The sequence below is a fragment of the Mesorhizobium sp. Root102 genome, from assembly GCF_001425625.1.
Classification (GTDB): Bacteria; Pseudomonadota; Alphaproteobacteria; order Rhizobiales; family Rhizobiaceae; genus Mesorhizobium.
Genome location: NZ_LMCP01000002.1, coordinates 161026 through 181177 on the forward strand (window position 1 = coordinate 161026; position 20152 = coordinate 181177).

Here is a 20152-nt window from a genome sequence, read left to right on the forward strand (position 1 = left end):
TGGAAAGAGCGTTGGGTGCAGCGATGACGAAATGGTCGCCGAATTCGTGGAGAGCAATGCCGATCAAGCAGGTTCCTGCCTATCCGGACCTTGCCGCGCTGAAGAACACGGAAGCTCAGCTCGCAACCTTTCCGCCGCTTGTTTTTGCAGGTGAGGCGCGCAAGCTGAAGAAGCAGCTCGCGGCTGTCGCTGCCGGTGACGCATTCCTTCTCCAGGGCGGCGATTGCGCCGAAAGCTTTGCCGAGCATGGCGCGGACAACATCCGCGACTTCTTCCGCGTCTTCCTGCAGATGTCGGTGGTGCTCACCTTCGCCGGCGCGCAGCCGGTGGTGAAGGTCGGCCGCGTTGCCGGCCAGTTCGCCAAGCCGCGCTCGTCCGACAACGAGACCAAGGGCGGGGTGACGCTGCCCAGCTATCGCGGCGACATCATCAACGGCATCGAGTTCGACGCCAAGTCGCGCATTCCAGATCCTGCCCGCCAGGAGATGGCGTACCGCCAGTCCGCGGCGACGCTCAACCTTCTGCGCGCCTTCGCGCAAGGCGGCTATGCCAGCCTTGAAAATGTGCACCGCTGGATGCTCGGCTTCGTGTCCGACAGCCCGCAGGGCGAAAAATATGAGTCGCTCGCCAACCGCATCACCGAGACGATGGGCTTCATGAAGGCCGTCGGCATCACCTCGGAGACCAACTACGCGTTGCGCGAGACCGATTTCTACACCAGCCACGAGGCGCTGCTGCTCGGTTACGAGGAGGCGCTGACCCGCGTCGATTCGACCTCCGGCGACTGGTACGCCACCTCAGGCCACATGATCTGGATCGGTGATCGAACCCGCCAGCCCGACCATGCGCATGTCGAATATTGTCGCGGCATCAAGAACCCGCTCGGCTTGAAATGCGGCCCGTCGCTGACGCCGGACGGCTTGCTGGAATTGATCGACCTGCTCAACCCCGAAAACGAGCCCGGCCGGCTGACGCTGATCGCGCGCTTCGGCTCCGACAAGGTCGCCGATCACCTGCCGAAGCTGGTGCGCGCTGTGCAAAAGGAAGGCCGCAGTGTCGTGTGGTCGTCGGACCCGATGCACGGCAACACGATCGAGGCCGCCGGCTACAAGACGCGGCCGTTTGATCGCATCCTGAAGGAGGTGCAGACCTTCTTCGAGGTGCACCGCGCCGAAGGCACGCATCCGGGCGGCATCCATGTCGAGATGACCGGCAAGAACGTCACCGAATGCACCGGTGGCGCGCGCGCCATCACCGCCGAGGAGTTGCAGGATCGCTACCACACCCATTGCGATCCCCGCCTCAATGCCGACCAGGCGATCGAACTGGCGTTCCTGGTGTCGGATCTCTTGAAGAAGAGCCACCCGGTGCAACACAAGCAAGCCGTCAACGGTTAAACCTAATTTCGGCCTGAACGGCTGACTGAAAATGGCGCTGGAGAAATCCGGCGCCTTTCTTTTGGCTGGTTCAGTGCCCGCGTTCCCAGCGCAGGCCAGCGAGACGGGGATCGGCAAAGGCGGTTCTGGAAAATTCGATCCGTTTTTCCGGAAATTCGCAAATCGCCTGCACGCCGAACGCGCCGAGCCGGATGCGCCAGGTCCGCGGCTCGATCGGCTTGGCCTTGGCAAAGCCACGGCAGGTCAGCAGCGCCATGTTGGCGCCTTTGGGGTCACGCGCCGAGCGGTAGCGGATCGCCTCCAGCCCGGCCTCGCGGGCGGTATCGGCAATGGCCTGGCAAGCAGCATAGTCGGTCGGATGCGTCCATGCCGCGGCGTCGCGATCGAGCGGCGGTCGGGTGAGATCGATCGCCTTGGCGCATTTGATCGCGGCGGCAAAGACGGTGTATTCGGCGGCTTCGCTCGGCCAGGGTGTTTTCGACGATTCGGCAAAGAACAGCAGCCGGTAAAAGGCCATTTCGGCCACCGCCGTCATCATGGTTTCGGCCGCATAGTAGACGCCCTTGGTCCTGCCGGCGCGGCGGAAACGCGAACCGTGCGGATAGACCGAGCCGTAGCGGAAGGGCGTCGCCAGGAGATAGTGGAGATGGCGGCATTCGAGGGGAATCTGCGGCTTGGTTTCCTCGATCAGGTCTTCCAGCACCGCCTGCTCGTCGAGCGTGTCGACGATTTTCAGCGTCGAGACATGGTGCTGCGCCTCCACCATGCGCCAGTATTTGCCGTCGATGCCGAAGGCTTCAGACGAGAGCGCGTCGGGAGTCCAGATAGGCGATGACATCGACAAGCCCGGTGATGGTGAGGATTTTTTCAAGCGGAGCGGCATCGAAAGCGGTGTTGGCGTTCTTCAGCCATGCCCGGGCGACAGCCGCGTCGCCGCCGACAATGGCGTCGAGCGAGCGGAACAGCCTGACGAACAACACGGCGAGCTCGAACGGCTTGGTGCCACGCTCAAGCAGGAATTCCTGCTTGCGCATGCGCGAAACCGTGGCCTCCGAAACACCGATCACCGAAGCCAGCATCCTGGCGGTGATGTCCAGCAGATCGGCCGCGCGCAGCGTTGCCTTGGTCAGGACTGCATTCTCGGCTGGCTTGGCGGCGGTTTGAAGTTGCATCGCGATGCCTTCCTATTTCTGTGGAAAATATAGGCCACAAAAATTCATATGGAAAGGGGCGGATGCAAAACAATCCGGAGAAGCGACCGGCGGGAAAGCTCAGTCCTTCTTGTAGAGCAGCCAGCTCTTGCCGGCCCGGCCAGCCATCGTCGAGTGCTTGGTGACGCGGTTGCGGCCGCTGACCTTCGAGCGATAGAGCGCCCGGTCGGCCTTGGTATAGAGATCTTCGGGCCCCTCCGCCTCGGATGCCATGCAGATACCCATCGAGACGGTGACGGTGCCGTAATTCGTGCCGGTCTGGCTGCTGGTGAACGGCGTCTGCTCGATCAGGGCGCGAATGCGCTCGGCGATCTCATAGGTGGCGTCCTCGCTGGCACCCTCGATGATCAGCGCGAATTCCTCGCCGCCGGTGCGGGCGACGAACATTTCGCCACGAATGCTGGTCTGGAAGATGTCGGCGATGATCTGGATGATCTTGTCGCCGACCGGGTGGCCGTAGCGGTCGTTGATGTCCTTGAAGCGATCGATGTCGGCAAGGATCAAGGCGTTGAACAGGATACCCCTATTGCTGTTGTAGATCCTGGTGATTTCCTTGTCGAAGGCGCGGCGATTCCAGATGTGGGTCAAGGGATCGGTGTCGGCCAGCCGCTTGTACTCCTCGAGCTTCGACTTGACGGTCTCGAGTTCGGCCGTCTTGTCGCTGAGCGTGGAGGCCACCTGCCGGCCGTGGTCGATCGTCGAATTGGTGGCAATCGCCATGGCGTTGGCGATCTTCTGCAAAAGATCCTGGGAGAGAAGGCTGCGGCCGCCGAGGCCGCTCGATGTCTCATCGAGGATCCTGCCGTATTTCTCGATGTGGCTGCGCTCGCTCCTCAACAGCGAAGCGACTTCCTCGAGCTCCCTGGCAATGACGTCTCTGGCATGCTCGACGATGCCGGGACCATGGTTGTGGGCAAAGAAAGTGCGTCCGATCCGATCCAGTTCATCTTGTGTCGGCCGGCTGCTCAGCGAAACGACGGCGAGGCTGAGTTCGCGATTGGTTCCGCTCAGGGCTTCGTAGAAAATCTCGTAGTTGCGCGGCAGGCCAAGCACGCCCAGCTGGCGCATCGTGGCAACAGCAGTGGCTGCGATGTCGGTGCTTCGTTCGGTCGGGACAGGTGCCGGCTGCATTTTTGATTCTTCCCCTCGGATTCCGCCGCGGAATTCGCGGGTTCCCTGTGTCGCCGACCTGGGGAATGCGACAGGCACTTCAGAGCAATTTGCGAAGGATGCGTCCCCACCCACGACCTTCGCTTGTCGTGACCATACATGCGCCTGCGCTAAAGTTTCCTTAATTTGTAAGAAACGGACACGTTTTCTCTACCTGCGGGTGTAGAAGCTTCAATCCGCGCACAACAATCCATGCCGACGCCAGTTTGGGCGCCTTGAATCCGAAATCCGCGCATTGCGCTCTTGAAAATGAAACTGAATTTCGGATTTGCCGCGCCAATACATGTCGCATTTGCTTGCGTGTGGGTGCCGCAAAGTTGGAATCCTGAACGCCGGGCAATTTTTCTTCAAGAGGGGTCGAGATGAGCGACAATCACACGGGAGCGTGTCTGTGCGGAGCGGTTCGCTTCAGGACGCGCGGAGCGCTGCGCGGTGTCATTTATTGTCATTGCTCGCAATGCCGCAAGCAGAGTGGACATTTCTATGCCGCGACCAATGTTGCCGACGCCGATATCGTGATCGAAGGGACAGAGAGCATCACCTGGTTCGAAGCGTCAGCCTTCGCCAGGCGCGGGTTTTGCAAGACATGCGGGTCGGTGCTGTTCTGGAAGCCGCGAGCCCAGGACTACATTTCAGTCATGGCGGGATCGTTCGACAGGCCAACAAGTCTCGAAGGAGAATGCCATATCTTTGTCGGTGACAAGGGCGACTATTATTCGATCGACGACGGGCTGCCGCAGTTTGAAAAGTCGACGCCCTCCATACCGGTCGCGGAATGAATCTTGGACAAGTCGCCTTATTCCATTGATCTGGCCAGCCATTGCATTATCCCGTGCCGGTGATTCGGAAAGAGGTTTGGCATGCAGCGGCTGATCGACGCTTATTTCAATTCGGTGCGGGCGTTTCGCAAGCTGGCCGCGAGCGAGAAGGCTTTCCAGCAGGAGCTGATGCTGCTGGCGCTTGCCTTGCCGCTCGGCTGGTTCGTTTCGATCTCGTGGCGCGGCTATGCCTTGCTGATCGGCGCGGTGCTGCTCTTGATCATGGTCGAAGTGCTGAACACTGGCATCGAGGCGGCGTGCGACGCTTTCAGCCGCGAGTTCAATGTCGACATCCAGCTGGCCAAGGACTGCGGTTCGCTGGCGGTGCTGATTTCGGTGCTCATCGTCGCCGGCGTCTGGGGCATAGCCATCATCGAGCGGATCACGGGACTACCGATCTAGCATCCCGGCTCCTATATGGCGGTATCTAAAGGAAACCGTTATGTCTGAAGCCTCGAACTTTCTGCTTCTTGAGCGAGGCGGCCTGCCAGACGATCTGCGCTGGCTCATCGACAAATACCCGCGTGAAAACTGGCAGGACCATGCCAACATCCATGGCATCGCCAATATGTGGCTGCAGCGGCACGACATGTTCCGCGAACTTGGCGGCATGCTGACCAAGGGCATTGGCGACTATCGCGAGGGCAGGCTGACGGCGCCCGACTTCGCACGCTGGTTTACCCCACGCCTCAATCATTTTCTCGGTAATCTCGACGGTCACCACAGCGTCGAGGACCGTCACTATTTTCCGGTCTTCGCCAAGGCCGAGACGCGGCTGAAGCGGGGCTTCGAGATCCTCGATGCGGACCACCACATCATCCACGAAGGGCTGGAGCGCAATGCCGAAGCGGCCAATGCCTTCATCAAGTCGCTTCAGGAGAGCGAGGACAAACAGCGCTTCGCCGCCGACGCCTATGCCGACGAAAACAGCCGGCTGATCGCCATGCTGACCCGGCATCTTGCCGACGAGGAGGACCTGATCATACCGCTGATCCTCGATCGGGGTGATGTGGCGCTCGGCATCGACTAGGACGTGCCTGACGGCCTGCCCTGAATCTCAAAGCCCAGATCAGCTCTCTTTGGCGCGCTCCTTCTTGGCGATGTGACGTGCGACGAACCAGGCAAGGATCGCCACCGTCAGGCCGATGCCAAGCCCGACCAGCAGCCGCTCGTGGCGCATCAACGCCTGGCCGATGAAGTGCTCGGCCCCCAGTCCAAAGACATAACCGATCGTGCCGAACAGTACCGCCCAGATCGCTGATGAGATGGCGTTGAGGACGACGAAGCGCGACGCAGGGATATTGGAAAGTCCGGCCGCGATGCCGCCGACGAGGCGCATGCCATAGACATAGCGGTTCGACAGGACAAAAATGTTGGGGTGGGTGTTGAGCAGGCGAAAGGCGCGGCGAAAGCCGGGGCGCTTGCGCAATCTGACGACATAGCGATGGTCGGCAAAGCTTCGTCCAAGGATGAAGAAGAATGTGTCGCCGACGAAGGCGCCGAGGCCAGCCGCGAGGAAGGCGTGCCACAAGACGAAGACCTGCTGGTGCGCGAAGAAGCCACCGAGGATGGCGGCACTTTCACCCTCCGCGAGGCAGCCGATGAAGACGGCAAGCAGTCCATACTGTTCGATGAAATGATGGATGGCCTGCGTCATGACGGTTGGGTCTGGGGGGTGAGCCGTTCGTCGATCCGCCTCAGCTGTTCGGCTATCTGCGCGATCTCGTCGCGCATGCCGATGATCTGGCTGTGGCGCAACTCGTCCAGCTTTTCGTGCAGCGCCATGATCTCGATCTCGGCCTTCAAATTGACTTCGTAGTCGTGGGCGGCGTCGATGCGGTCGCGCGCCGCCTGGCGGTTCTGCGACATCATGATCACCGGCGCCTGCAAGGCGGCGATCATCGAGAGGACGAGGTTGAGGAAGATGAAAGGGTAGGGGTCGAACGAATCTCGCCCCAGCAGCCACCAGTTGGCGCCGATCCAGAGGATCAGGAAGGCGATGAAGGACAGGATGAACGTCCACGAACCGCCGACGCGCGCAATGGCATCGGCGATACGGTCGCCTGCGCCCTGAAGCCCGGCAAGATTGTCGTTGATGTCCTGCGATATGGGCTTGCGGTCGACTGTACTCTGCAGCACCCGCCTCTCAAGCTCGCTCAAATTCTCCGGGTTTCGCCTCAGCCAGCGATTGGCCAGTTCGGGTAAGGTCTTGTTCATGGATGGCTCCATACAAAGCATCGGCTTGGCAGCCTGGTTTCCATATAGGAAGATGCCGGTTCGTCAAAAGCACGACGTGGGGATGCAAGCAGAATGCCCGATTTCGCAAAAATCCGTGCACGTGCCGCAAAACGCAAGGGTGGCGAGGAGGAACTGACGTCACTGTTGGGTCCAGCGCCTGACAATGCCGCCGTGGCTGAGATCGAGGACAATCGCATCCTGTCTGTCATGGCCGAGCGCGTCTTTGCCGCCGGTTTCGTCTGGCGCGTCATCGAACAGAAATGGCCGGGCTTTGAAGAGGCGTTTCTGCGCTTCGAGCCGAAGCGGCTGTTGTTCCAGCCCGATGATTTCTGGCACGATCTGGCTTCCGATCAGCGCATCGTGCGCAATCCGCAGAAGATCAAATCCGTTCGCGACAATGCTGCCTTCGTCGAGCGCGTGTCGAAGGAGCATGGCGGCTTCGGCGAATTCCTCGCCAACTGGCCGGCTGATGATCAGGTCGGGCTGATGGCCTATCTCGGCAAGCATGGCAGCCGGCTCGGCGGCAACACCGGCCAGTATTTTCTGCGCTGGCTGGGCTGGGATGCCTTCGTCATCTCGGGTGATATGGCGGCAGCATTGCGCAACGCCGGGCTCGACATCGCCGAAAGCCCGACATCCAAGAGGGATCTCGACAAGATCCAGGCACAGATCAACTTGTGGGTGGCACAGACAGGCCTGCCGCGCCGCCATATCTCGCGCATCCTGGCAATGTCGATCGGTGACAACCATTCTCCGCAAGCCTTGCGCGAATATATGGGCGACGACTGATCGCCCGCAGTCCAGGCACGAATGACGTACGTCAATCGGTCGGACACGATCGAAATCGATCGGTCGGAAGTGGTCCAAACGAACGCCATTGCCCGGCGAATTTTGCCGCGCTAAGTCAGCAGGCATGACCAAGAAACTCGACATCCTGCGCATCGCCGTTGCCCAGCTCAATCCGACTGTCGGCGACATATCAGGCAATCTCGCCAAGGCCCGCGAGGCGAGGGCGGATGCCGCCCGTCAGGGCGCCGATCTCGTGCTCTACACCGAGCTTTTCCTCGCCGGCTATCCGCCGGAAGATCTGGTGCTGAAGCCGGCCTTCCTGAAAGCCTGCGAAAAGGCGGCCGAAGACTTCGCCAGGGATACCGCCGATGGCGGGCCAGGCGTCATCATAGGCACGCCGCTGAAGCGAAAGAGCGGCACGCACAATTCGATCGTCTTCGCCGATGGCGGCAAGATCATTGCCGAGCGCTACAAGCTCGATCTGCCGAACTACGGCGAATTCGACGAGAAGCGCGTCTTCCAGGCCGGACCGGAGATCCAGGGACCGGTCAATTTTCGCGGCGTACGCATCGGGATTCCGATCTGTGAGGACATCTGGGGCGATGTCGACATCTGCGAGACGCTGGCCGAAAGCGGGGCGGAAATCCTGCTCGTGCCGAACGGCTCGCCCTATTATCGCGCCAAGATCGATGTCCGCCACCAGGTCGTCATTCGCCAGGTCATCGAATGCGGGCTGCCGATGATCTATGCCAACCAGCTTGGCGGTCAGGACGAACTGATCTTTGACGGCGCCTCGTTTGCCATTGGTTCTGACAAGACTCTGGCCTTCCAGATGAGCCAGTTCGAGGAAGCAGTCGACGTCACCACCTGGAAAAGACAAGGCGAAGGCTGGGTCTGCTCGGAAGGGCCGATGTCGAAAATCCCGGACCGGGAGGAGGCCGACTATCGCGCCTGCATGCTGGGCCTGCGCGACTACGTCAACAAGAATGGCTTCAAGAACGTCGTGCTTGGTCTCTCGGGCGGTATCGATTCGGCGATCTGTGCGGCCCTTGCCGTCGATGCGCTCGGCGAGGAACGCCTGCGCGCGGTGATGATGCCCTACCGCTACACCTCGAAGGACTCGCTGAAAGATGCCGAGGACTGCGCCCGTGCGCTCGGCTGCCGCTACGACATCGTGCCGATCTTCGAACCAGTCGAAGGCTTTCTGCACACGCTGACGCAGATGTTCGAAGGCACCAAGGAAGGCATTACCGAGGAGAATTTGCAGAGCCGCGCGCGCGGCACCATCCTGATGGCGATCTCCAACAAATTCGGCTCGATGGTCGTCACGACAGGCAACAAGAGCGAGATGTCGGTCGGCTATGCCACGCTCTATGGCGACATGAATGGCGGCTTCAATCCGATCAAGGACCTCTACAAGATGCAGGTCTACGCGCTGTCGCGCTGGCGCAACAGCCGCGTGCCGCCGGGGGCACTTGGCCCCTCCGGCGAGGTGATCCCGAAGAACATCATCGACAAGGCGCCGTCGGCGGAATTGCGCGAGAACCAGACCGACCAGGATTCGCTGCCACCCTATCCGGTGCTCGACGACATCCTCGAATGCCTGGTCGAGAACGAGATGGGCGTCGACGACATCGTCGCGCGCGGCCATGACCGGGTGACGGTGACACGCATCGAGCACCTGCTTTACATCGCCGAATACAAGCGCCGCCAGGCGGCGCCCGGTGTGAAGATCACCAAAAAGAACTTCGGCCGCGACCGCCGCTATCCCATCACCAACCGTTTCAGGGATCGCAGCTAGACACGGAAAGCGCGCGGCGGCCTCGGGCGGAGATAGCCATGTCCGACTGTGAAATCAGCTTCGACCTGATGGCCGCTACATGCGGTTCGATCGCGATCCCGGATGAAGCGGCACGCGGCGATGGCTTACCGCCATTGTTGCAAAATAATCGCAGTGGTTGGACCAGAGACGCTTTTGGCGTGAGCCGATCTTGGCGATGCATTGGCGCGTTCTATAAGGACTTCTCCGCGATTCATTTGCGGGAGGTCCGAATGGCAGTATTTCAAATGGTAATGCGAGGCCGCGAAGCCTAGGTCTTATCCGGCGTTCCGCGAGGGTCTACCCTTCGCTCTGATGCCGGATCGAGCGCAGGCTTACGCCGATGCCGGTCGCCGCCCGATTACCGGCGAGACGCCAAATATGCCATTCCGCTTTCTGGGCGCTCATTAGTCCCTTGCGCGGCTTCTTCAATTTTCGACCTTACTGGGATCGGGCTCGTTTGCGCCCGAATGACATCATGGCTCGTTTCAAGATCGATTTGCGCGCGAGCGCCTTTCGTAGCGTTCTTGGCTTCACGCTCACCCACTGGCGGCGTCAGCCGTGGCGGCTTTCGCTGATCATGGGCGGCTTCCTGCTGTCGACGCTGGCCGACGTTTTGACGCCGCTCTATTCCGGCCGGTTGGTCGACGCCGTCGCCAGCAGCGCCGGGGCGGACGCGATTGCCTGGAATGCCGCGATGACGGCGTTTTCGATGTTGATCGCCCTGGCTCTTACAGGCGTCGTACTGCGCAACCTGGCCTTCATGGGGATCGTCGAACTGACGCTGAAGATGATGGCCGACATCGCCGCCGATGCCTTCCACCGTGTGCAGCGCTTTTCCACCGACTGGCACGCCAACAGCTTTGCCGGCTCGACCGTGCGCAAGGTGACGCGCGGCATGTGGGCGCTCGATCTGCTCAACGACACGATCCTCATCGCGCTGCTGCCGTCCGTCGTCATGCTGGTCGGCTCGACGATGTTGCTCGGCTGGTTCTGGCCGCTAATGGGCGCCGTCGTTGCCGCCGGTTCGGTGCTGTTCATCATTGTGACGGCGATGTTGTCGCTTGGCTATGTCGCCCCGGCGGCAAGGCTCGCCAATACCTGGGACACACGCCTCGGCGGCTCGCTGGCCGATGCGGTCAGCTGCAACGCCGTGGTCAAGGGCTTCGGCGCCGAGGAGCGCGAAGAGTCCCGCCTCGCCAGGGTCGTTGCCAAATGGCGTGCGCGTACGCGGCGCACCTGGGTGCGCGGCACCATCAACGGCACCACGCAAGGGGCGCTGCTGCTGGTCATGCGCGCGGCGGTGATCGGCCTGGCGCTGATGCTGTGGTCCTGGGGGCAGGCGAGCGCCGGCGACGTCGCCTTCGTGTTGACCTCGTTCTTCGTGCTGCAGGGCTATCTCAGGGATATCGGCACGCATATCCGCAATCTGCAGCGCTCGATCAACGACATGGAGGAACTGGTCGATTACCAGTCCGAACCGCTCGGCATCGAGGACCGGCCCAGCGCCAAGCCGACCCGGATCACTGAAGGGCGGATCAGCTTCGACAACGTCACCTTTCACTACGGCAATCACCGGTCGGCGCTCTATCGCGACTTTTCGGTCGATATCGCGCCGGGTGAACGTGTCGGGCTCGTCGGCCATTCGGGTTCGGGCAAGACAACCTTCGTCAAGCTCATCCAGCGGCTCTATGACGTGAACGCGGGAAAGATCCTGGTCGACGGCCAGGACATCTCGCAGGTGGCGCAAGCGTCGCTGCGCGGGCAGATCGCCATCGTCCAGCAGGAACCGATCCTGTTCCACCGGTCGCTGGCTGAGAATATCGCCTATAGCAGGCCGGGTGCGACGCAGGAGGAGATCGAGCATGCCGCGAAGCTGGCGAGCGCGCACGACTTCATCACCAACCTGCCGAAAGGCTACGGCACGCTGGTCGGCGAACGCGGCGTGAAACTGTCGGGCGGCGAACGGCAGCGGGTGGCGATCGCGCGCGCGTTCCTTGCCGATGCGCGCATCCTGATCCTCGACGAGGCGACATCGAGCCTTGATTCGGAGTCGGAGGTGTTGATCCAGCAGGCGATGGAGCGGCTGATGGTCGGCCGCACGACGCTGGTCATCGCGCACCGGCTTTCAACGGTGCGGGCGCTCGACAGGCTGCTGGTCTTCGATCGCGGCAAGATCGTCGAGGAAGGCTCGCATGACGAACTCATCCGGCTGAAGGGCGGCATCTACCGTCACCTGTTCGAGCGTCAGGCGCTGGAACTGACCAAGGGTCTGGTGAGCTGAGCTGAGGTGGCCTCCGGCTTCGGCCGGAGGCCACCTCTATCAGGCGCCATCAGCCGGGCGGGGTGGCGCAGGCCACGCGATCGCAGGGCGGAGCCGAACCTGTTGCGAGCACATCGGCGGACCTGGGACGTCCGAAGTCCCTGTCGCTCAACGTATGCCGGCCGAGCCAATCCGCCTGTGAGGTCCTTTTCCAGATCCTGAGTTTTTGAGATGCCTGTTCATCATACCAATCGAGATACGTTGTTTCTACCTTTGGTTGATATATATTTGATATAAGCAACCCAGGGGCGATCTCACGATGCATCTTGTTTCCGCAAATGCCGGTCCGGGAAAGGTGGCCGCGCCGTCGGTGCTGGATTCTCAGCACGGCTCGGTTCGGCCGCTCGCGGCCGAAGATCTCGAGAGCGTCGCCGCACTCTTCCTGACGAAGTTTCGCCGGCGGCGGCGTCATCTCCTCGATCGCGCGATCGCGGAGACGGCCGAGTATATGAGAGAGATTTATCTTGACCCCGCCAGCCAGTCCGGCGTGAGCAACGCTCTTGTCCAGATCAACCGGCAGGGTCGTCTGGGTGGATTTCTCGGCGTCCTGAAAGCCCACTACGAGCTCAACGGAGCGGAATTGAACGCGGCGATCATCGGTCCGCTCATGGCCGACCCCGGCACCGATGACGGCTCGGCCGGACCGCAATTGCTGCGTGCCTTGCACCAAGGCGAATTCGATCTGCAGCTGACCGATTCGGCCAACCGGACATCTTTGGCCTTCGCGCGCCCGATGAAGTATCAGCTCCTGCCGGTGCATTGTCTGGGATGGACCTGTATTTTCCGACCAGCCGCGATGGCCGCCGCCACACTGCACCGTAAGTGGCCCGGCCTGCCTCGCTTGGCGCTCGATCCCTGCGCGAGAGCATTCGATGTTCTTGCGAAAAGGAGGTTCGAGCTCCCCGTCCAGGCTTCATCGTCGCAACGGGTCCACAGTGAGCCGATCACTGCCGCGCAATTTGCCGAGCGGCTGCCGACCCTGCTGTCCGATTACTCTCTTCGGCCGAGCTGGAAGGATGGCGAACTGCCACGGCTGCTCGCGCTGGCAGCCGAGAAGCGGGCCGACGGCCCACTTCGTTTCGGCGGAACTTACGACGAAACTGGCAAAATGCTCGGTTGTTATGCCTTCTATGGCCAAGCCGGCGACATCGCGAGCCTGTTGCAAATCCAGTCATCCGGACCTCACTGGCGCACGACGCTGGATGGCCTGATCGCGGCTGCATGGGATATGGGCTGCGTGGGCATCACAGGGCAGACGCAGAGCAGATTCATGCCTCAACTCTTCGGCTACAGGAATCTCTTCTTCCGCTATGCCGGGGGGACGATGGTCCGCTCGCGAAACGCCGAGGTGACGGAAGCGGTCCGCTCCGGTGACATCTTTATCGGTGGGGTGGTGGGTGACCGCTGGACCCGCCTCAGTTCCGATGACTTCGGCCGCTGATCGCCTTCAACGACCTGGCCTTTTCATTCCAGTCGCCATGTTCTATGTCTGCCGGGCAGCGCGGGGCGCGTCTTGTCAATCACAAAAGCATCCGGTACGCCCCGCTCATGACAGTTACCGTTCGTTTCGCCCCGTCGCCAACCGGCCGCATCCATATCGGCAATGCGCGCACGGCTCTGTTCAACTGGCTGTTTGCCATGAACAACAAGGGTCGCTTCATCCAGCGTTTCGACGACACCGACATTGCCCGCTCGAAGCAGGAGTTTTCCGACGCCATCCTCTACGACCTGCATTGGCTGGGCATTTTTCCCGACGCCACCGAGTACCAGTCGCGGCGTTTCGAGGTCTATGACGCGGCGGTCGAGAGGCTGAAGGCGGCTGGCGTTCTCTATGCCTGCTATGAAACGCCGGAGGAACTCGATCTGAGGCGCAAGGTGCGCCGCACGCGTGGTCTGCCCCCCGTCTATGGCCGCGAGGCGCTGGCGCTGACGCACGAGCAGATCGCCGAATACCAGGCCGATGGCCGCCGGCCGCACTGGCGTTTTCTCCTCCCCAACTTCTCAGGCGATCCGCTGCAGCCGGAACGCACTGAAATCCATTGGAACGATCTGGTGCGCGGCGAGGAAACCGTCGACCTCGCTTCGCTTTCCGATCCGGTTCTTGTGCGCGAGGACGGCACTTACCTCTACACGCTGCCCTCGGTGGTCGACGACATCGAGATGGGCGTCAGCCATGTCATCCGCGGCGACGACCATGTCACCAACACCGGCGTGCAGATCGCCCTGTTCCAGGCGCTGGCTGCGGAGCCGCCGGTGTTCGGTCACCACAATCTCCTGACCACGTCCTCGGGCGAAGGACTGTCGAAACGCACCGGCGCGCTCTCGATCGAAAGCCTGCGTGAGGACGGTATCGAGCCGATGGCCGTCGCCTCATTGGCCGTGCTGGTCGGCACCTCGGAGAATGTCGCGGCGGTGCCTACGATGGGTGAACTCGCCGAGCGCTTCGATCCTGCGGCGACATCGAAATCCGCGGCCAAGTTCGATCCGGACGAGCTGTTCGTGCTCAACCGGACATTGCTGCATCATATGCCGTTTGCCGAGGCACAGGACCGGTTGATCGTGCTCGGCGTCTCGGGCGAGCAAGCCGAGCCGTTCTGGTTGGCGGTGCGCGGCAATCTCGACAGGCTGGCCGACGCGGTCAACTGGTGGCGTATCCTGCGCGAAGGGCCGCAGGAGAAGCCGGAATTTTCCGATGATGATCGCGATTTCCTTGGCCAGGCGTTCGACCTGCTGCCGGAGGAACCCTGGACCGCGACGATCTGGAAGGACTGGACGGGCAAGATCAGGGAAGCGACCGGCCGCAAGGGCAAGGCGTTGTTCATGCCGCTCAGAACAGCCCTTACCGGACTGCCTTCGGGGCCGGAGCTTGCAGATCTATTGCCGCTGATGGGTCGGGAAGGAACGTTGGCCCGACGACCCTGACTTTGCGCTGTTCCGGCGGCAGCGCGGACACCGGCGACGTCACGGGCTTGGCGGAAAGCCGCTTGATCGCCTCGCGATCGAGCCCGCCTTCCAGATTGGCCAGGGTTTCGGGATCGGCACCTGGATCCGGCTTGGGAACCGGAACCGGAATGAACGGTGCGGCGTCCGTTTCGGGCAACGACTGTTCCTGATACGGCGGGTTGCCGGCGATGATCTTGAAGCCCTGCGCGGCGTTGCAGCCGCAGGCCGGCGGCCGCGCCATGTCGGGCTGCTTGTAGAGATAGGCGGTCGGCAATTCACTGTAGGGCCGGCCGGTGACCGATGATGTCATCGAGGCCGAATCGTCATCCATGCCGCGCGAGTAGAAAACCTGCATCTCGGTGCCGGGGCAGCTCGATTCGCAATTCTTCTGGTCGCGTTCGAAATCGCTGGTCGACGCCGAATTCGACATCGGGAAGAAATAGCCGTCGCAAGTGCGTACACAGGAAGTGTGGAATTCACCGCCGACGCTCGGAAAGTCCGGTACGCCGGGCCGGTTGAGCACCCGGCGGACGCTGCGCTCCTCGCCGGGATCGTCAGGCTGGTCAAGTGTATTGTCGAGCGTATCAAGCTGCCGGCTGTTGCCGCCGAAAAGCTGGTCGAACAGGTTTGTGCTGCCGCCTTCGCGGTTCGCTTCCTGCAAGGGCGCGCGCTGTGGCGCAACGGTGTCGTCGCGGCAGCCATTGGCGTCAAGCGCCGCCAGGATGCGTCCGCGGTCGCGGCGCGATCCGCCGCCGGCAAGCCGCTCGCGTTTGCTTTGCAGCGCGTCGAGGTTGGCATTCATGCGATCGATGGTGGCGTTGAGCCCGGCGCACTCATTGACGTTGCGGCCAAACAGCGAAAAGCCGCAGCCGGCACTGCTGGCCTGGCCGCGGGCTTTTGAGATCTGCTCGCGTTGCCTGGATATGGCGGCGTCGTATTTCCGGATCATTGCCGGGCCGCCACCGCCACCGCGCGATGCCGCGGCAAGATCGGCCTCCAACTGGCGGCAGACCCGCGAGGCGGCCTGTGGCTCGGCTATCCCCCAGGTTGCGGATAACAGGAGGCCAAGCAGCACGGCAGCATGCGCCTGCTTCCACCCTCCGCTTGCCATCCGCCCAAACTCCGCCTGCCCAAATCCCGCCCGTTGGCCCGCAAGGCTACCGTGTTCGCGGTTAACCGTAGTTTACCGCGAAATCCGTGTTCAGCCCAGATTGACGACCGCTTGCGCCTTGTGGGCGGCTTCGACCACGGCAAGCGCTGTCATGTTGACCACGCCGCGCGAGGTGACCGACGGCGTCAATATGTGCGCCGGCATGTCGGTGCCGAGCAGGATCGGCCCGACATGGAGCGCATCCATCATGGTTCTGAGCGCGGTCAGCGTGATGTTGGCCGAATCGAGGTTGGGGAACACCAGCAGATTGGCTTCGCCCTTCAGCCTGGAGTGGGGATAGACGCGCTGGCGCAGATGCTCGGACAAGGCAGTATCCGCATGCATCTCGCCATCGCATTCAAGGTCAGGCGCGATACGCGCCAGGATCGCCGCCGCCTGTCGCATCTTGAGTGCGCTGGGCGAATCGCGCGAGCCGAAATCCGAATGCGACAGGAGTGCCGCCTTCGGCTCGATGCCGAAGCGCTGGATTTCTTCCGCCGCCAGCACCGTCATCTCGGCGATCTCCTCGGCGGTCGGATCGACGGAGACGTGCGTGTCGGTGAGGAAGATGATGCCACGCTGCGATATCAGCATGGAAAGCGTCGACAGGTCGTGGTCCTTGACGCCAGCGCGCGGGCCGATGATCAAGGTGACGTTGCGCAGATGCCGCTCGAAGCGGCCTTCGAGGCCGCAGACCATGGCGTCCGCATCGCCACGCTTCAGCGCCAGGGCCGCAATAACCGTGTTGTCGGTGCGCACCATGGTGCGTGCGGCCTCCGTCGTCACGCCGCGCCGGCCGGCGAGTTCGATCAAGAGGTCGACATAGTGGCGATAGCGCGGATCGTCCTCCGGGTTGATCAGGCCGAAATCGACGCCCGGCTTGATGCGCAACCCATGACGCTTCAGGCGCACCTCGATGACATGCGGGCGGCCGATCAGGATCGGCTCGGCAATGCCTTCCTCAAGCACGACCTGTGCCGCGCGTAGCACGCGCTCGTCCTCGCCGTCGGCATAAATGACACGCTTGGCGGTCGACGTCTTGGCGGATGAGAACACCGGCTTCATCACCAGGCCTGAGCGGAAGACGAAGCGGTTCAGCTTGTCGATATAGGCGGCGAAGTCGGTGATCGGCCTTGTCGCGACGCCGGTGTCGCAGGCAGCCTTGGCGACCGCAGGTGCGATGCGCAGGATCAGGCGCGGATCGAAGGGCGAGGGGATCAGGAATTCAGGCCCGAAGATCGGCGTCTCGCCGGAATAGGCGCGTGCGGCGACATCGGAGGGTTCCTCGCGGGCCAGCGCTGCGATTGCCCGTACCGCCGCCATCTTCATCTCCTCATTGATGGCGCTGGCACCACAGTCAAGCGCGCCGCGAAAGATGTAAGGAAAACACAGTACGTTGTTGACCTGATTGGGAAAATCCGAACGGCCGGTGCAGATCATCGCATCGGGGCGCGCCGCGCGCGCTACTTCCGGCATGATCTCGGGATTTGGGTTGGCCAGCGCCATGATCAGCGGCTTCGGCGCCATGTGCTCAAGCAGTTCGGGCTTCAGCGCGCCTGCGGCCGAGAGGCCGAGGAAGACGTCGGCGCCCGATATGACATCGGCCAGCGTGCGCGCCTCGGTGTCCTTCACATAGGGGTCTTTCCAGCGGTCCATTTCGTCGGTGCGGCCCTTGTAGGCGACGCCGAAACGGTCGGTGACCCAGATGTTTTCGACCCGTGCGCCAAGCGAGACCAGCAGGTTGAGGCAGGCAAGGGCGGCAGCGCCGGCGCCGGAGGTGACGATCTTGATGTCCGATATGGTCTTGCCGGCGAACTCCAGCCCATTGAGCACGGCGGCGGCGACGATGATGGCGGTGCCGTGCTGGTCGTCGTGGAACACCGGGATGCCCATGCGGGCCTTCAGCTGCTCCTCGACCTCGAAGCATTCGGGTGCCTTGATGTCCTCGAGGTTGATGCCGCCGAAGGTCGGCTCCAGCGCCGAGATCGTCTCGACCATGCGCTCGATCCCCGGCGCGTCGATCTCGATGTCGAAGACGTCGATGCCGGCGAACTTCTTGAACAGGACGGCCTTGCCTTCCATGACCGGCTTGGAAGCCAGCGGGCCGATATTGCCGAGGCCGAGCACGGCCGACCCGTTGGAGACGACACCGACCAGATTGGCGCGCGCCGTGTAGTCGGCGGCGGTCGCTGGATCGTCGCGGATTTCCAGGCAAGGGGCGGCGACACCAGGCGAATAGGCGAGCGCGAGGTCGCGCTGGTTGCCCAGCGGCTTGGTCGCCTGGATCTCGAGCTTTCCCGGTCTTGGGTGCTTGTGGAAATAGAGGGCGGCTTCGTCGAGGTCCGAACGTGCCGTCTTTTTGCTCTCGCCTTCCATGCGGCTGCTCCCTCGAAATCTGGCTGGAGATTCCCTTTTAGCATGCGGCCCAGGTTTTTCGCGACGCTAATCGACGCGCCGGCGGCAATACCCGGCGGCGCGTAGAAAGTCATGATTGATCAAATGCTTATGCCGATTTTCTGACAGATGGTTGCTGCAGTTTCACGGACAAGTTGACTAGAAGGCGCTGACGTAGAGACCGCCATCGACCGGTATGTTCTGCCCGGTCAGATAGCCGGCGTGGACCGAGCACAGGAAGGCGCAGATCTGGCCGAATTCCTCCGGCGTGCCAAGCCGTTTGGCCGGAACATCGGCGCTGATGCGGATCTTGCGGGCTGCGGCCGCCGCAGGGTCCTCGACGGTGCCGGCCTCGTGCGGGCCGCGCAGCCGGTCGGTGTCGAGCTTGCCCGGCAAAAGACTGTTGATGGTCACGTTGCGGTCGATCACCGTTCTGGCCACGCCGGCAAGGAACGAGGTCAGGCCGGCGCGCGCGCCGGACGACAGATCAAGGCCGGGGATCGGGACATAGACCGACAGCGAGGTGATGTTGACGATGCGGCCGAAGCCGCGCGACGCCATGCCGTCGAGGACGGCCTGGACAAGTTCGATCGGCGTCACCATGTTCTGGGTGACGCCTTCGAGGATCTTTTCGCGATCAAGCGTGCGGAAGTCGCGAAGCGGTGGTCCGCCATTGTTGTTGACGAGGATGTCCGGGTTGGGACAGGCCGCGAGCAGAGCCTCCTGCACCTCGGGCCTGGAGACGTCGCCAACGACTTCCGTCACCGTGACGCCATAGCGCTGGCGCAGTTCCGCGGCCGTTTTCGCCACCAGTTCGGCATTGCGCCCGTTGACGACGATGTCGCAGCCGGCTTCGGCCAGCGCCATCGCGCAACCGCGTCCAAGCCCCTTGCTCGAAGCGCAGACTATGGCCTTCTTCCCGCGAATGCCGAGATCCATGATGATTTTCTCCTTGTGAGCCGGCGGCAAGCTAGTCCTTCGGCTGGACCAATCGCAACCGTCATACGGTTGTTGCATGAATCGGGGCATAGCCTCTCGCGAAAGCAACGGTGAAATCGCGATGTCCGGCCAAGAGCCCCGCACTTTCCGCAGCATGTTTATTTCCGATGTCCACCTCGGCTCGAAGGCGGCCAAGGCCGAATTCCTGATCGATTTCCTTAGACATCACGATGCCGATATCATCTATCTGGTCGGCGACATCGTCGACGGCTGGCGGTTGCGGCGGAGTTGGCACTGGCCGCAAAGCCACAATGACGTCGTGCAGAAGTTACTGCGCAAGGCACGCAAGGGCGCCAACATCACCTACATCGCCGGCAACCATGACGAATTCGCGCGCCAGTTCCAGGGCGTGCATTTCGGCGGCATTGTCGTCGCCGACCGCGCCGTCCACGAGACCGCCGACGGCAAGCGCCTGCTCATCATTCATGGCGACCAGTTCGACACCGTCGTCCACAATGCGCGCTGGCTCGCCTATCTCGGTGATCACGCCTATGACGCGGCCATGCTGGTCAACCGGGTTGTAACGCGGCTGCGACAGTTGCTCGGCCTGCCTTACTGGTCGTTTTCCTCTTGGGCCAAGGTCAACGTCAAGAAGGCGGTGAACTTCATAGGCTCGTTCCAGACCATGCTTGCGGACGAGGCGCGCCGCTCGCATGTCGACGGCGTCATCTGTGGCCACATCCATCATGCCGTCATCGAGAATTTTGGCGATGTCCAGTACATCAACACCGGCGACTGGGTGGAAAGCTGCACGGCCGTGGTCGAGCATTTTGACGGCCGGATGGAAATCCTGACCTGGGCGCAGGTGCTGCCCGAGGCGACGGACGAGCCGTTTATCCCGTTGCTCATCGAAGACCGGGTAGGGCAGGCGGCATAGGCCGAGTTTCGTTTCGGTTCTGGG

At 62.1% G+C, this 20152-nt stretch carries 19 protein-coding genes; 11 read left to right on the forward strand and 8 right to left on the reverse strand.

From position 1 onward, the window contains the following. Positions 1 to 23: 23 nt before the first annotated feature. Positions 24 to 1397 (forward strand): 3-deoxy-7-phosphoheptulonate synthase class II, encoded by a 1374-nt coding sequence (locus ASD12_RS04175; protein ID WP_056582206.1) that lies wholly within the window; start codon positions 24 to 26, stop codon positions 1395 to 1397. Positions 1398 to 1467: 70 nt separating this feature from the next. Here ASD12_RS04175 and ASD12_RS04180 read toward each other — a convergent pair whose 3' ends face one another. The 3 genes from ASD12_RS04180 to ASD12_RS04190 form a co-directional block, all read right to left on the reverse strand. Then, positions 1468 to 2235 carry an RES family NAD+ phosphorylase gene (locus tag ASD12_RS04180; RefSeq protein ID WP_056582208.1) on the reverse strand — a complete coding sequence of 256 codons (768 nt, stop codon included), beginning with the start codon at positions 2233 to 2235 and terminating at the stop codon, positions 1468 to 1470. Next, on the reverse strand, positions 2195 to 2569 hold the full coding sequence (locus tag ASD12_RS04185; RefSeq protein WP_056582210.1) for an MbcA/ParS/Xre antitoxin family protein: 375 nt from the start codon (positions 2567 to 2569) through the stop codon (positions 2195 to 2197). Before ASD12_RS04185 ends, ASD12_RS04180 begins: the two co-directional genes overlap by 41 nt. 99 nt (positions 2570 to 2668) lie before the next feature. After that, positions 2669 to 3739 carry a diguanylate cyclase gene (locus tag ASD12_RS04190; RefSeq protein ID WP_056582212.1) on the reverse strand — a complete coding sequence of 357 codons (1071 nt, stop codon included), beginning with the start codon at positions 3737 to 3739 and terminating at the stop codon, positions 2669 to 2671. 401 nt (positions 3740 to 4140) lie between these two features. Between ASD12_RS04190 and ASD12_RS04195 the strand changes: the two genes are divergently transcribed. The 3 genes from ASD12_RS04195 (at position 4141) to ASD12_RS04205 (ending at position 5626) form a co-directional block, all read left to right on the forward strand. Beyond that, positions 4141 to 4557: a GFA family protein gene (locus tag ASD12_RS04195; RefSeq protein ID WP_056582214.1), complete on the forward strand. Its 417-nt coding sequence runs from the start codon at positions 4141 to 4143 to the stop codon at positions 4555 to 4557. 81 nt (positions 4558 to 4638) lie between these two features. Further along, positions 4639 to 4998 (forward strand): diacylglycerol kinase, encoded by a 360-nt coding sequence (locus tag ASD12_RS04200; protein ID WP_024503562.1) that lies wholly within the window; start codon positions 4639 to 4641, stop codon positions 4996 to 4998. A gap of 40 nt (positions 4999 to 5038) precedes the next feature. Continuing rightward, positions 5039 to 5626, forward strand: coding sequence for a hemerythrin domain-containing protein (locus ASD12_RS04205; RefSeq protein WP_056582215.1), 588 nt, complete (start codon positions 5039 to 5041; stop codon positions 5624 to 5626). A gap of 39 nt (positions 5627 to 5665) precedes the next feature. Here the strand turns inward: ASD12_RS04205 and ASD12_RS04210 are convergent, their stop codons facing one another. Together ASD12_RS04210 and ASD12_RS04215 are read right to left on the reverse strand one after the other, a co-directional pair. Beyond that, complete coding sequence (locus ASD12_RS04210) at positions 5666 to 6253, reverse strand: DedA family protein (protein WP_056582217.1); 588 nt, start codon at positions 6251 to 6253, stop codon at positions 5666 to 5668. Next, positions 6250 to 6813: a DUF1003 domain-containing protein gene (locus ASD12_RS04215; protein WP_056582399.1), complete on the reverse strand. Its 564-nt coding sequence runs from the start codon at positions 6811 to 6813 to the stop codon at positions 6250 to 6252. Before ASD12_RS04215 ends, ASD12_RS04210 begins: the two co-directional genes overlap by 4 nt. A 93-nt stretch (positions 6814 to 6906) precedes the next feature. On the opposite strand from ASD12_RS04215, the gene ASD12_RS04220 reads away from it, so the two are divergent. The 6 genes from ASD12_RS04220 (at position 6907) to gltX (ending at position 14687) form a co-directional block, all read left to right on the forward strand. Further along, complete coding sequence (locus ASD12_RS04220; RefSeq protein ID WP_056582219.1) at positions 6907 to 7623, forward strand: DNA-3-methyladenine glycosylase I; 717 nt, start codon at positions 6907 to 6909, stop codon at positions 7621 to 7623. 124 nt (positions 7624 to 7747) lie between these two features. Next, positions 7748 to 9424: an NAD+ synthase gene (locus tag ASD12_RS04225; protein WP_056582221.1), complete on the forward strand. Its 1677-nt coding sequence runs from the start codon at positions 7748 to 7750 to the stop codon at positions 9422 to 9424. Between the two features lie 38 nt (positions 9425 to 9462). After that, positions 9463 to 9717: a hypothetical protein gene (locus ASD12_RS04230; protein ID WP_056582223.1), complete on the forward strand. Its 255-nt coding sequence runs from the start codon at positions 9463 to 9465 to the stop codon at positions 9715 to 9717. 203 nt (positions 9718 to 9920) lie between these two features. Continuing rightward, positions 9921 to 11726 carry an ABC transporter ATP-binding protein gene (locus ASD12_RS04235; protein WP_082525245.1) on the forward strand — a complete coding sequence of 602 codons (1806 nt, stop codon included), beginning with the start codon at positions 9921 to 9923 and terminating at the stop codon, positions 11724 to 11726. A gap of 298 nt (positions 11727 to 12024) precedes the next feature. Beyond that, entirely contained in the window at positions 12025 to 13206 is a 1182-nt protein-coding gene (locus ASD12_RS04240; protein ID WP_056582226.1) for a hypothetical protein, read from the forward strand. Between the two features lie 107 nt (positions 13207 to 13313). Next, positions 13314 to 14687, forward strand: coding sequence for a glutamate--tRNA ligase (gene gltX / locus ASD12_RS04245; protein ID WP_056582228.1), 1374 nt, complete (start codon positions 13314 to 13316; stop codon positions 14685 to 14687). Here gltX and ASD12_RS04250 read toward each other — a convergent pair. From ASD12_RS04250 to ASD12_RS04260, 3 genes are all read right to left on the reverse strand, one after another. Continuing rightward, positions 14605 to 15819, reverse strand: a complete 1215-nt coding sequence (locus tag ASD12_RS04250; RefSeq protein ID WP_056582231.1) for a DUF2865 domain-containing protein — start codon at positions 15817 to 15819, stop codon at positions 14605 to 14607. The genes gltX and ASD12_RS04250 overlap by 83 nt on opposite strands. Before the next feature lie 90 nt (positions 15820 to 15909). Then, positions 15910 to 18234, reverse strand: a complete 2325-nt coding sequence (locus ASD12_RS04255; protein WP_056582233.1) for an NADP-dependent malic enzyme — start codon at positions 18232 to 18234, stop codon at positions 15910 to 15912. A 177-nt stretch (positions 18235 to 18411) separates the two neighbouring features. Beyond that, positions 18412 to 19191: an SDR family oxidoreductase gene (locus tag ASD12_RS04260; protein WP_056582235.1), complete on the reverse strand. Its 780-nt coding sequence runs from the start codon at positions 19189 to 19191 to the stop codon at positions 18412 to 18414. Positions 19192 to 19345: 154 nt separating this feature from the next. Here ASD12_RS04260 and ASD12_RS04265 point away from each other — a divergent pair, with 154 nt between their 5' ends. Beyond that, the gene (locus ASD12_RS04265) at positions 19346 to 20128 is read left to right on the forward strand and encodes a UDP-2,3-diacylglucosamine diphosphatase (RefSeq protein WP_056582402.1); all 783 of its coding nucleotides are present in this window, start codon (positions 19346 to 19348) and stop codon (positions 20126 to 20128) included. Positions 20129 to 20152 lie beyond the last annotated feature (24 nt).

Excerpts from the sequence above, each read along its gene's own strand:
- ASD12_RS04175 (WP_056582206.1), top strand. The coding sequence starts at position 24 with ATGACGAAATGGTCGCCGAATTCGTGGAGAGCAATGCCGATCAAGCAG.
- ASD12_RS04180 (WP_056582208.1), bottom strand. The coding sequence starts at position 2,235 with ATGTCATCGCCTATCTGGACTCCCGACGCGCTCTCGTCTGAAGCCTTC.
- ASD12_RS04185 (WP_056582210.1), bottom strand. The coding sequence starts at position 2,569 with ATGCAACTTCAAACCGCCGCCAAGCCAGCCGAGAATGCAGTCCTGACC.
- ASD12_RS04190 (WP_056582212.1), bottom strand. The coding sequence starts at position 3,739 with ATGCAGCCGGCACCTGTCCCGACCGAACGAAGCACCGACATCGCAGCC.
- ASD12_RS04195 (WP_056582214.1), top strand. The coding sequence starts at position 4,141 with ATGAGCGACAATCACACGGGAGCGTGTCTGTGCGGAGCGGTTCGCTTC.
- ASD12_RS04200 (WP_024503562.1), top strand. The coding sequence starts at position 4,639 with ATGCAGCGGCTGATCGACGCTTATTTCAATTCGGTGCGGGCGTTTCGC.
- ASD12_RS04205 (WP_056582215.1), top strand. The coding sequence starts at position 5,039 with ATGTCTGAAGCCTCGAACTTTCTGCTTCTTGAGCGAGGCGGCCTGCCA.
- ASD12_RS04210 (WP_056582217.1), bottom strand. The coding sequence starts at position 6,253 with ATGACGCAGGCCATCCATCATTTCATCGAACAGTATGGACTGCTTGCC.
- ASD12_RS04215 (WP_056582399.1), bottom strand. The coding sequence starts at position 6,813 with ATGAACAAGACCTTACCCGAACTGGCCAATCGCTGGCTGAGGCGAAAC.
- ASD12_RS04220 (WP_056582219.1), top strand. The coding sequence starts at position 6,907 with ATGCCCGATTTCGCAAAAATCCGTGCACGTGCCGCAAAACGCAAGGGT.
- ASD12_RS04225 (WP_056582221.1), top strand. The coding sequence starts at position 7,748 with ATGACCAAGAAACTCGACATCCTGCGCATCGCCGTTGCCCAGCTCAAT.
- ASD12_RS04230 (WP_056582223.1), top strand. The coding sequence starts at position 9,463 with ATGTCCGACTGTGAAATCAGCTTCGACCTGATGGCCGCTACATGCGGT.
- ASD12_RS04235 (WP_082525245.1), top strand. The coding sequence starts at position 9,921 with ATGGCTCGTTTCAAGATCGATTTGCGCGCGAGCGCCTTTCGTAGCGTT.
- ASD12_RS04240 (WP_056582226.1), top strand. The coding sequence starts at position 12,025 with ATGCATCTTGTTTCCGCAAATGCCGGTCCGGGAAAGGTGGCCGCGCCG.
- gltX (WP_056582228.1), top strand. The coding sequence starts at position 13,314 with ATGACAGTTACCGTTCGTTTCGCCCCGTCGCCAACCGGCCGCATCCAT.
- ASD12_RS04250 (WP_056582231.1), bottom strand. The coding sequence starts at position 15,819 with ATGGCAAGCGGAGGGTGGAAGCAGGCGCATGCTGCCGTGCTGCTTGGC.
- ASD12_RS04255 (WP_056582233.1), bottom strand. The coding sequence starts at position 18,234 with ATGGAAGGCGAGAGCAAAAAGACGGCACGTTCGGACCTCGACGAAGCC.
- ASD12_RS04260 (WP_056582235.1), bottom strand. The coding sequence starts at position 19,191 with ATGGATCTCGGCATTCGCGGGAAGAAGGCCATAGTCTGCGCTTCGAGC.
- ASD12_RS04265 (WP_056582402.1), top strand. The coding sequence starts at position 19,346 with ATGTTTATTTCCGATGTCCACCTCGGCTCGAAGGCGGCCAAGGCCGAA.